Annotated in this window: 7 protein-coding genes; 3 read left to right on the top strand and 4 right to left on the bottom strand. The window is 70.1% G+C overall.

The genetic code is table 11. The features are described 5' to 3' along the window. Positions 1–284: 284 nt before the first annotated feature. Entirely contained in the window at positions 285–1,307 is a 1,023-nt protein-coding gene (locus D7X74_RS11645; protein WP_120533012.1) for a hypothetical protein, read from the top strand. Positions 1,308–1,641: 334 nt separating this feature from the next. Here D7X74_RS11645 and D7X74_RS11640 read toward each other — a convergent pair whose 3' ends face one another. From D7X74_RS11640 to D7X74_RS11625, 4 genes are all read right to left on the bottom strand, one after another. Further along, positions 1,642–3,495, bottom strand: coding sequence for a glycoside hydrolase family 15 protein (locus D7X74_RS11640; RefSeq protein ID WP_120533011.1), 1,854 nt, complete (start codon positions 3,493–3,495; stop codon positions 1,642–1,644). A gap of 484 nt (positions 3,496–3,979) precedes the next feature. Then, positions 3,980–5,422: a glycoside hydrolase family 6 protein gene (locus D7X74_RS11635; RefSeq protein WP_120533010.1), complete on the bottom strand. Its 1,443-nt coding sequence runs from the start codon at positions 5,420–5,422 to the stop codon at positions 3,980–3,982. A gap of 119 nt (positions 5,423–5,541) precedes the next feature. Next, a complete protein-coding gene (locus tag D7X74_RS11630) occupies positions 5,542–6,903 on the bottom strand; it encodes a hypothetical protein (protein WP_120533009.1) in 1,362 nt (453 codons plus the stop codon). Positions 6,904–6,940: 37 nt separating this feature from the next. Then, positions 6,941–7,912 (bottom strand): DUF4440 domain-containing protein, encoded by a 972-nt coding sequence (locus D7X74_RS11625; protein ID WP_120533008.1) that lies wholly within the window; start codon positions 7,910–7,912, stop codon positions 6,941–6,943. A gap of 242 nt (positions 7,913–8,154) precedes the next feature. On the opposite strand from D7X74_RS11625, the gene D7X74_RS11620 reads away from it, so the two are divergent. Next, a complete protein-coding gene (locus tag D7X74_RS11620; protein WP_147446547.1) occupies positions 8,155–9,834 on the top strand; it encodes a GNAT family N-acetyltransferase in 1,680 nt (559 codons plus the stop codon). Then, positions 9,831–11,651 (top strand): GNAT family N-acetyltransferase, encoded by a 1,821-nt coding sequence (locus tag D7X74_RS11615; protein WP_120533006.1) that lies wholly within the window; start codon positions 9,831–9,833, stop codon positions 11,649–11,651. Before D7X74_RS11620 ends, D7X74_RS11615 begins: the two co-directional genes overlap by 4 nt. The last annotated feature ends 50 nt before the right edge of the window (positions 11,652–11,701 follow it).

The following is an 11,701-nucleotide window of genomic DNA, read 5'->3' as shown; positions in this document are numbered from 1 at the left end:
GTCCCACCCGGCGAGCCACCCCGACCCGTACCGTAGGATTCTCGCGACGTTGAAACGTGCGGTGCGGAGGCGGGCGCCGAAGCCCCATCGTCCCTGTCGTGCCGGTTCGCCATGGGTCCAGTGTACCCCTCAGTCCAGGATTCCATGGTTGTCCGCCCGGCTGACGGCCCGGTTGCGTCTGAAACCGCGCGTTCTCGTCAGATCCTGGAATTCCGACGCAACCTCCGAAGTCCTCCCTGGATAATGCGGGCAGGACACTGACGCGACACGACAGGAGACCTCCCATGGCCGGGCGATTCAACATCGGCGCCAAAATCGACTCCGCGATGGAGCGGGTGCGTCAGGCGCAAGCGCAGGCGGAGGCCCGGGCGGCGCAGATGGCCGCGGCGGCCCAGTCCGTGAAGCAGCCGCTCACCGACGCGCCGAACGCCAAGCCGCTCAACGCCGACGAGGGTCGCTACCTGGACTCCTTCCAGGAGGAGCGCGCCAAGAAGAAGGGGCTGCCGGAGCTGGCGGCCCCGCAGCCGCCGGGTGCCACCACCCCCAGCGCGCTGCCCGCCAACGAGGCGAAGGAGGCGCAGCAGGAGAAGGGCTGGAAGACCAGCGAGCCCACCGTCGTGCAGACCAGCAAGCAGGGCTGCGCGGAGGCCACCCTCACCTTCCTGGAGCAGTCGGATGGCGAGAATGAAGCCGAGCTGAGCCCCGAGCAGGCGCGCGAGAAGGTGCGCAACCGCGCGGACACGCTCGCGGTCTCCCCCTCCGGCGTGAAGGAGATGGGCGTCGAGGTGAACCTGGACGACGGCGCGACGCCGGACGAGATGGGCGCCATCCTGGGCGGCATGGGCATCGAGGTCACCAGCGGCTCCAGCGAGTGCGACCCGAAGGCGCTGAGCGGCGCGCTCAAGAAGGGCGAGTACGCGCTGGCGCTGGTGGACTCCAACGCCCTGCTCAACACGACCCTGGAGCCGGGGCAGGAGAGCCAGGAGACGGGCCAGCTGCACTGGATCACCATCGACGCGGTGGACCCGGGCAAGACGAACAGCAAGGACGACGACCTCTACCGCGTGCGCGACCCCGCCAATGGCGCGTACTGGGTGAAGGCGTCGGACATGAAGAAGATCGTCTCCGAGGCCCAGGAGAAGCACGGCAGCGGCGGCATCATGACGGTGCAGAAGGAGAAGGGCCGCGCCTCCAAGGCGCCCGACCACCTCGCGGCGCTCGCCCGGCGCAACCTGGAGCGCACCGCCCCGCTCGGCGACGGCAACGGTGGCGCCAGCCGGCGCGCGAGCGTCGCCGAGTCCAGCTAGGGCCGTCCCTGCCCTCCGGTGTCACCGGAGGGCCTCCGCGCTATCGAGCGTCGGACTTCGTCTGGTGGCGCTACTCCGGGAGGATGTGGAGCAACCAGAACGCGGAGAGCATCACCACCGGGGCGACGACGATGACGACCCAGCTCATCACGTCCGCCGCGGTGTCCAGCGCGTCTCCGCTGAACAACGACGCCTGCGCGGGGAAAGGAACCCAGGACGCCAGCCCCAACCACCACGACGCGGCGGTGGTTGTCCCCCGAAATCCGCCCCATGGCGCCCGCCCCCTGCTCCACCGTCAAGCGAGGAGCCGGGCGCGGGTTCCTCCTCCCCGGGCCTACGAACGCATCGCGGGTTTGTGCCCCTCGAAGAGCATGTAGGCGCAGTTCACGAGCGCCAGGTGGCTGAACGCCTGGGGGAAGTTGCCCAACTGCCTGCGCTCACGGGGCAGGTACTCCTCGGCGAGCAGGCCCACGTCGTTGCACAGCCCCACCAGCTTGGCGAAGAGCTTCCGCGCGTCCTCGGTCCGCCCCATGAGCTGGTAGGTGTCCGCGAGCCAGAAGGAGCAGGCGAGGAAGGCGCCCTCCTCGCCGGAGAGCCCATCGACGCTGTCCTCCGTCCGGTAGCGCAGCACCAGCCCTTCCGGCATCAGCTCCTGCTCGATGGCCCGCACCGTTCCGGCGACGCGGGGATCCCCCGGCGGGAGGAACCCGCTCATGGGGATGGCGAGCAGGCTCGCATCCACTGCCTTGGAGCCGTAGTACTGCGTGAACGTGTTGCGCTGGGCGTCGTAGCCCTTGCTGCACACCTCGTCGAAGATGGTCTGCCGCAGCTCCACCCACGGCGCCTTGTCCTCCTTCAAGCCGAACTCGTCGATGGCGCTCAGCCAGCGATCGATGACGACCCACGCCGACACCTTGGAGGCGGTGAACGAGTGCTCCGGCCCCCGCATCTCCCAGATGCCATGGTCTGGCTCCATCCAGACCTCGGACACCCGCGTCGCGAGCGTCTTGAGTGCCTTCTCGCCGCGCGCGGGCAGCCGGCCCAGCAGCTTCGCGTGGATGTAGAGGGCCGCGGCGAACTCGCCGAGGACGTCGAGCTGGAACTGCGAATAGGCACCGTTCCCGATCCGCACGGGGCGTGCCCCTTCGTATCCTCCCAGCCAGTCCAGTGAGACCTCGGTGAGGCGCCGCTCGCCCCGGATGCCATACATGATCTGCAACTGGCCCGGAGCGCCTCCGATGGCGTTCTCCAACCAGTCGGCGAACGCACTCGCCTCGTCCATGAGGTCGGCGCGCATGAGCGCGTTCAACGTCAGGACCGAGTCGCGAATCCAGCAGAACCGGTAGTCCCAGTTGCGATCCCCTCCCGGTGTCTCTGGGAGCCCGAAGGTGGGCGCGGCGACGAGCGCCCCCGACGGACGGAAGCTGCACGCCTTGAGGGTGAGCAGCGAGCGCACGACCACGTCCTGGTACTCGGCGGGCAATTGGATCCGCGAGGCCCAGTCCTCCCAGAAGTCCTGCGCCTCACGCAGGGCGACCTCCGGATCAAGCGGCGCGGGGATCTCCGCGTAGGGCCGGGCCCAGGAGAGCACGAAGGGAATCCGCTGGCCTGCCTGGACCGTGAACTCGGATTCGAACGGAGGAGGCGCCTCGCCAGCGCCGCCTCGCAGGTAGAGCGCATCCGGGCCGGCGACGGCGGCGGAGGATCCATCCCGCCGGCTCACCAGCGGAACGGTGAAGCCGTTGGCGAACCGGGGGCGCAGCTCGGAGCGCATCGTCACCGTGCCCCGGACTCCCTCCACCCACCGCACCACGTGGGGACCCTCCTTCCGGATGGGCATGAAGTCCACGACACGGACCGTGCCCGATTCGGTCACGAACTCCGTCTCCAGGATGAGGCTCTTGCCACGGTAGCGGCGTCGCACCTCGCGCACGGGCGTCTTCGGAGCCAGCTTCCACCGCCCGTTTTCAGGGGTTCCGAGCAGCGACGTGAAGCACGCATCCGAGTCGAAATCCGGGAGGCAGAGAAAGTCGATGGACCCGTCCCGGGCCACGAGCGCGGCCGTGTGCAGGTCGCCTAGGAGCGCGTGGTCCTCGATGAGCAGACCGGGTTCCGCCTGGGTCTCGCTTCCCCACCCGGTCCTGGGCGCTTGCTTTGTCTGAAAGGTCTCTGTCGAAGTCGAAGCCATTCATTCCTCCGGGCTGATGGGGTGTTTCCCTGGGAAAGGTAGGCCCCCACACGGAGGGTGCAATGCGCGACGAGGGCCCGCAGTCGCGAAGCCCCTGCACGCGGGCGGTGGAGCGCTGACGACGGAGGCCGGGCTCCACCTGTCGCCTGGCGCCCGCCTGAGACCTCCCTCCCCCCCGACTCCACGCACGGGGGAAGGGCCTGCCTTCCGCTAGAACGTCTCGCCTACCACCAGCGTGACGGGGCCGAGGCTCTGCACGATGTAGCGGTTGCGTGTGCCCACCTGGATGACGCTCTTCAGCCGCGTCCGAGGCCTGGGGCGAAGCGCGCTCGCCCAGGATGAACGCCGCGTAGCGCGTGTAGGCCTTGTGAAGCGTGCCGCCGCCCGGGCCCGCAGGCGCGAGCGGGCAGAACCCATCCATCGTGAATCCAGCGTCATGTCCGTTCCAATCGAGAAGAGTGACCCTCACGTCAAAGGCGATGACTCAGGTCCCGTCGATGAGCCGGTTCGCCAGGTCCGGGCTGAACTGTCCGGCGGGCGTGCCCGGGGCGATGCCGCAGTTGCCATCCGAGTCTCCCGGCACCTTCACCCAGAGCAGCATCTCCGCGCCGCCGCCCGTCTGCGAGGGCGTGCCCAGCTTGCGGCCCGCCGGGTTGCACCACTCCCCGTTGGAGCCATTGCCGTTGCGGCTGGTGTCCACGACGAACTGCCGGGTGTAGCCATAGCGGCTGGAGAGCGCGGCGTTGACCGCGTTGCCATACGTGGCGGACTCACCGGCGGCGTAGAAGTTGGAGACGTTGAGGGAGAAGCCGCGCACGTTGCGCGCGCCCGCGGACTCCAGCCGCTGCGCCATCGTGTCGGCGCCAATCCACCGCGCGTTGCCGCCGTCCAGGTACGCCCAGGTGTTGGGCGCGCGGTCGCGGAACTGCTCGGAGGCGTAGCGCAGCAGGCCCAGCCGCGTCTGGCGTTCGGCATCGTTGGGGAGGCAGTCGAGCTGCGCGACGGCGTCCGGCTCGATGATGACGACCGCGGGCCGGCTGCCGAGCCCCGCCGCGAAGGCGGAGATCCACGAGCGGTACGCGTCCGCGCTGCCCGCCCCGCCGCCGGAGTGGCTGCCGCAGTCGCGGCCCGGGATGTTGTAGGCCACCAGCACCGGCAGCTTGTCCGCCGCGTCCGCCGCGCCGACGAAGCTGGACACCGCCTGGGTGATGTCGCCGCTCCAGTTGCCGAACCAGCGCGCCATCGGCTTGCTGGCGATGGAGGCATTGATGCGCGACGCGCGGCCGTCACCACCGTTGGCGCGCACCCAGACCGCCGGGTTGGAGTCGGGGTCCACGTAGAAGCCGCTCGTCATCGCCACCGGACCGGAGCCGGGGGAGCCGCTCTCCGTGGTGAGCGACACGTCATCCAGCCGCACCGTGACGGCGTTGGCCCGTCCGCCCAGTTGGAACGTCACCTGCCCCACGCCCGTGGACAGCGAGGACGTGAACGGGAAGGTGAAGCGCCGCGACGTGCCATCCAGCGTGAAGGACTGGGTGAGCGTCGCCGCGTAGGGCGCGGCGTCCTGCTGCACCGTCACGCGCGCGGTGATGGCCGCGGTGGCCGTGGCGGTGAAGGCCAGCGTGTACGCCCGGCCGCTCACCAGCGTCAGGCCGCTCTGCCCCACGATGGCGTCCCACGCGTTGGCCGTGTTCGCCGCCACGTCCACGCGCCACTGGTTGCTCTCCACGCGAGACTGCGTGCTGGCGTTGTTCCACCACGGCGCCGTGGTGCCGTTGTTGAAGCCGCCGTTGGCCAGCAGCTCCGTGAGCGCCGCCTCCTGCGTGGACACCCCAGCTTCTGCCGGAACTTCAGGCGCGGGCCCACAGGACGCGAGCAGCGAGACCAACGGAAGCGACAACCAGCACAGCAGACCAGGGGAACGCATGAACGGACTCCTCGACACGGGGGAGTGCCATTCATGCGGAGGCTCGAACCGGGAAACAATGCTTTTCTGTTATTCCAGAACTGTCCGAAATTTTCCCTGGATGTGGCGGCAGCCAGGCCTCAGCGCTCGCGGACCACCGCCACCGTCGTGAGGCTTCCGCCCTGCGACATGTTGAGCATCGCCCCGGGGGCCAGCCGCACCAGGAAGCCCTCCGGGCGGCCGTCCTCCCAGAGGAACGGGTTGAGGTCCGAGTGCAGCGCTTCGTGTCGCACCTGCCCGCCGTCGAACACGGGATACGGCGCCTTCACCAGCTCCAGGCGCTCCTGCACGACCCAGGTCTCCTCCAGGGCCTGCTTGAGCGTGGCGCTCCAGGTGTCCGCGTCCGTGTTCCAGCCCAGGGTGACGCCCTGGCCTCCGTAGTTGAAGGCGGGCTTGAGCACCAGGTGCTCGCGGTGCCCGGCCACGTACGACAGCAGGTCCACGGAGGCGCCGTCGCGGAGGGTCTTCCCGTCGCGCACCACGCGCGTCCAGGGGATGTGGCGTTGGATGAGTCCGTCCTGCGCCGCGCCGAACGCGCCCTCGTCCGCCATGCGGCTCAGGGTCGCGAAGAGCGTCTTGTTGCGCAGCGTGGTGCTGCGGAACAACCCGTTCATGAAGTTCGCCGAGCCGTCGGTGATGGCGCGCATGACCGGATGGTCCGGACCGCAGCCCATCATCAGCCCACCGAAGCCGATGGAGGAGATGAAGGTGATGACGTCCACCGGGAAGTCCCCCACGCGCAGCACGCCGTCCGCGTACGTCCAGTCATCCTCGGAGGTGACGATGCGCAGGTCCCAGCCGTTCTCCTTCAGGTACTGCTGGTACACCACCTCTTCGTCGGCGTCGTCCGGCCCGGGAGGCCCGAAGAGCGCCAGGGTCGGCGGGCCGCTGCGTCCGGCGCGCGCCTTGAGGGCGTTGAGGGATGTGACCAGGTTGGGCGCCGTCGCGGGACGGACGACCTCGTAGCGCTTCGAGAAGGCCTCCATCACCGCCGAGGTGTCGAACGCCTCCCCCATGCTGTGGGAGTTGATGGGACCGCCCGGGTAGGGATTGAACTCGATGAAGCGCAGGACGCCGTCCGCGCCGACGAAGCCATCCAACCGGCCGATGACGCCCAGCCCCGGGCGCTGGCCGTCCACCGGGATCATCATCTCCTCCCACCCCTGGGGGTAGAGCGACTCGCGGAAGGCCGCGTCCCCGGCGGCGCGCCAGGCCACCGCCTCCAGGGCCTGCCCCACCGCGCGCGCGGCGCGCTGGATGTCCGCGTGCTGCTCCGGCGTGACGAAGTACGGGCGCAGCGACCGGTACAACACGCGCCCTCCCAGCGTGACGCCCTTGGACTCGGCGGCCTGCTGGAGGTGTTCGTGCGTGCGGCGCAGCACGTCCCCCTGGAGCAGGTCGTCGTAGAAGGAGATGGCGTCGGACAAGGGTGCGCGGGACATGGGGTGACTCCGGAAGGGGTGGAGAAAAGACGTTGCGTCAGGGGCCCTGCGGACCGGGGCTGGAGTTGCCGCCGTCGGTGACGTAGCGCCACTGCCCGTCCGCCTGTCGGCGCCACACGGTGAGGTACTTCACGTGTTCGATCTCCGGCTTGCCCTGCGCGTCCTTGCCGCTGGAGACCGCGCGGCCCACCGTGTACGCGAGGTCTCCCGACGCCGCCGCGTCCCCCAATACCGGCTCCCAGCGCAGGTCGATCTGATCCAACGTGAACGGCGCGTACGCCTTCGCGATGGTGTCCTGGCCGAAGAGGCCGGCCGCCCCGCCCAGCAGCACCGCGTCCTCCGCGGCGTAGGCGCCGAAGGCCTTGCCCATGCCCTCCTGGACGGACATCGCGGAGAAGGCGGTGTCCGCGGCCTTCGCCTCCGCGAGCACCACGTCCTTCGGCACCGTGCGCGGCGCGGCCGCGGGCAGCGTGTGCGACGTGGAGAAGCCCGCCGGCGGCGTCATGGGCGTCTTCGCCGCGTTGCGCACCGTCACCGCCACCCGCCACTGGCCGTCCGGCTGCCGCCGCCAGGTGGAGATGTAGCGCCCCATCGCCTTCGCCGTCGCGCCGTCCGCGTCCACCGTGGACGTGCCCACCGAATAGCCCAGCGTCCCGTCCGCGCTCACGTCCCAGCGCACCGGCTCCCAGTGCACCGTGCCGCCCTCCTCCAGGGGGTGGGTCGCCAGCCAGGCGCGGATGGCCTCCCGGCCCTTGAGCGCGTAGGAGCCCTCCACCAGCATCACCGCGTCGTCCGCGAGGAACTCCGCGAACCCCTGCGCGCTGCCCGCCTTCGCGCTCGCGTCGGACATCGCCTGGTCCGCGGCCCGCAGCCCGCTGCGCGCGTCGGAAACCGACAGTGACGCTGAACGCGATGCGGCGTCCACGCCAGCCCCCGCGCCGCCCGCCCCACTGCATCCCATCGCGCCCAAAGACGCCGTGACGAGCGCTCCCGCGAACATCCGGTTCATGTGCTTATTCCCTTTCGAGCCCTGGACAGCCAGTGAATCAAGACCTGCTGGACTACCTTGCTTCGCTACCCGTTACACGCAATCGTGACTCATCCATGATGCTTTACGATGAGAGCAACGTCTCCGAGTGCTCCTGGCCGGAGACTCCCGCGGGACGGCTCGCCCGAGACTATTTCGTTCCATTGATGAAACATGGAACGACGGCCTATTTTTCCGACCGCACCACACTGCGATTGGTGGCAATGGATGACCTGGTCATCCCGTTGGCCGTCAACGCTTCGGAATACGACAACTCCGCACTGCTCTCCACCTTCGCGCGCTACATCAGCCTCCAACTGGCGGCGGTGACGGCGGAGACGTGGGGCGCGGCGCGCGCGGTGGCGGTGCGCGGGGCCATCCGGACATTGGGCGCGATGCTCAAGGCGGCGCGCATCGACCGGTGCGTGTACGTGGACCACTGGCTGGTGCTGCGCAACCTCAACGCGCACCTGACGGAGGACCAGGTGGCGCGCCTCACCGACTTCCTGGTGGAGCGCTTTCCCGGGCACGCCATCGTCTTCACGCTCACGCCGCTCACGCACGCGCCGCTGCTGAACCTGCTGGGCGCGCGGGGCTATGACTTCGTCTACGGGTTGCACACCCGGATGATGCTGCCCACGCAGGCGGAGGGGAACCGGCAGGTGCGGGAGAACCGCCGCCGGGATTCGCGCCTGCTGGAGGCCGCCGGCTACCGGCTGGTGGACGGACGGGAGGTGCCCGGCTGCGCGCCCCGGCTGGTGGAGCTGTATCGCGCGCTCAACGGGGAGAAGTACCGCACGAACCTCCAGTACACGGAGGAGTTCTTCGCGTGGACGCTGCGCGAGGGCATCCTCAAGTACACGCTCGCGGTGAAGGACGGGCGCGTGGACGGGTTCTACGGCCACCACGTCCACGACGACGTGCTCTTCTCTCCGGTGTTCGGCTACGACGTGGCCCTGCCCCAGGAGCTGGGCCTGTACCGCGGGCTCGTCTACCAGCTCATGCAGGACGGGGTGGATGCGGGCCAGACGGTGGAGCTGGGCGCGGGCGCGGACCCCTTCAAGAGCCTGCGCGGCGCCATTCCCATCCCCCGCTGGAACGCCGTCCACACCCGCCACCTCTCTTCGTTCCGTCAGGGCGCGTGGCGCATGCTGCGCCGCTTCGCCAACGACGCCCTCCGCCCGGCCTCGCGCGGCATGATGCGCAAGCTGGATGGTGAGGACGTGAAGGGCTTCGATCCGCTGTCGCTGCCCTTCACGCCGCCCACGGGCCAGACGCCGCAGGAGGCCTCGCGCTCGCTGCGCCAGCAGGTGGACGCGCTGGAGCAGGCCCTGGAGGCCGCGGCCGGGCTGGAGTCCGAAGCGAGGCTGCGCGCCCTGGCGCCGCTGTCCCAGACGCTGCACAACTGGCCTCAGCCCGTGCCCCGTGTGGTCGCGCTGCGCGAGCGGCTGACCCGGCTGGAGCAGGAGGCCCGCCGCAAGCCCGCGCGCGCCACGGCGGACGCCCAGGTGGCTCCCGCCGAGCACGCCCGCCAACTGCTGGAGGGCGCGGCGCGGCTGGGGGACACGTCGCTCATCGCCGCGCACCTGGGGGAGGCGTCCGCGCAGCACCTCAAGGCGGTCGTGGAGTCCCTGCGGCAGGCGGCCGGGTGCGTGGGCGTGGTGCTCACCGCCACGCGCGGCGACAAGGTGGTGCTGGTGACGGCGGCCAGCGTCGCGCTGCGGGGCCAGGGCCTGGATGCGGGCCAGCTCATGGCCCAGGTCGCGCCCTGCGTGGACGGCAAGGGCGGAGGCTCCGCCGAGGTGGCGTGGGGCGGCGGGTCGCGGGCGGAGGGCATCGACGCGGCGCTCGCCGCCGCGCGCAGCTACGTGCAGTCCAGGCGGACGCCTGGAGAGCGCTCATGATCCTCTACGACGCCTCCACCATCGCGACCGCGCCCTTCCCCGACACGGAGGAGGGCCGCGCGGCGAAGAGCTTCCTCGTGCCGCTGTTCCAGCGCGGGCCGGAGGCCTGGTTCGAGGACCGGGCCCGCATGCTGCTGCTGGGGATGGACGACCTGCTCATCCCGCTGTCCCTCACCGACGGGTCCTGGAACAACTCGTACCTGTTCTCGATGTACGCGCGCTACATCGCCAGCCAGCGCAACGCCATCAAGACGGGCAACTGGAAGCCGCTCGCGGGCTTCACCGCCAGCAGCGCGCTGTGGGGCGTGGGCGCGGTGATGAAGGCCACGCGGCTGGACAAGGTCATCCAGGTGGACACCTGGCCCAGCATGCGCAACATGGGCGCGAACCTGACGGCGGATCAGGCGCGGCGGCTGACGGAGTTCCTCACCACGCGCTTCCCCGACCATGCGCTCGTCTTCATGGCGCTGAACCCGGCCACGCACTCGCCCCTCTTGAACAACCTGAAGGGGCAGGGCTACGCGTTCTCATACATGACGCACACGCGCATGCTGCTGCCCGCCGGCCTGGACCCCGGCGCGAGCGCGCGCAAGCTGCGACGGCGCGACGCGCGCATGACGGAGACGTCCGGCTACCAGGTGCTGGACGGCAGGGACGTGCCCGGCTGCGCCCCCAGGCTCGCGGAGCTGTACCGGATGCTGAACCGCGAGAAGTACATGACCAACCCGCCCAACACGCAGGCCTTCTTCGAGGACCTGCTCCAGGGCACGCGCATCCCGCTGCGCCTGCTGGTCAAGGACGGCCGGGTGGACGCCTTCTACGGCATCTCCGTGAAGGACGAGGTCCTCTACTCGCCCGTGTCTGGCTACGACCTGACGCTGCCGCAGGACGTGGGCCTGTACCGGATGCTCAACAGCCTGCTGATGATGGAGGCGTTCGACCGGGGCATCGCCATCGAGACCGGCGGCGGGTCGGATCCCTTCAAGAGCCTGCGCGGGGACCGGCCCCTGCCCCGCTACAACGCCGTGTACCTGCGCCACCTGCCCTCGTACCGGCACATCGCGTGGCGGCTCGTGGACAAGCTGGGCAACGAGTCACTGCTGGGCTTCAGCCGCAAGCGCCTGCGCGAGGTGGACGGCGAGGCGAACGTGGTGGGCTTCGACGGCATCCCGGAGACCTTCGCGCCGCCCTTCCTGTCGCCTCGCGAATCGGTGGCGCTGCTGAACCGGGAGCTGGAGTCGCTGGAGCGCGACGTGGAAGCGACCGCGAACCTCACGGGCAAGGAGCGCACGCGGCACGTGGTCGCGCTCCACAAGCGGCTGGAGGAGGAGCAGCTTCCGCGTCCCCGCGTCGCCCGGCTGCGCGAGCGGCTGAAGCAGTTGGAGCACGACTCTCAGACTGACAAGAAACAGCGCAAGAAGGGCCCGAAGGACGACCCACGCGCGGACGTGGCGCGCCACCTGCTGGAGGCCGCCACCACCGTGGGAGGCACCACGGTGGTGTGCCACCACCTGGGAGAAGCCCCCGAGCATCCGCCCCGCACGCTGGCGGAGCTGCTCGGCAAGGCGTCCACGCCCACCGCGGTGGTGCTGACGGCCACGCGCGGCGGCACCGTGGAGTTCGCCACCGCGGCGACGCCGCAGCTCGTGGCGCTCGGCGTGGATGCCAGCGCGATGCTCACGCAACTGACGGCGGATGGTCCACCCCAGGGGGGCGCGGAGCTGGCGTGGGCGGAAGGCTCCCATCCCGAAGACATCACCGGCGCCCTGGAGCGGGCCCGGGGTTTCCTCCAGACGCGGCTCACCGCTCCCTCGTAGCCCGCGGTCCATCGCATCCGCAGCGCACAACCCCCGCGACCGGCGACCCC

It is taken from the genome of Corallococcus sp. CA047B, from assembly GCF_003612065.1.
GTDB classification, from domain to species: Bacteria; Myxococcota; Myxococcia; order Myxococcales; family Myxococcaceae; genus Corallococcus; species Corallococcus praedator.
This window is presented reverse-complemented; position numbering and strand designations above follow the sequence as displayed.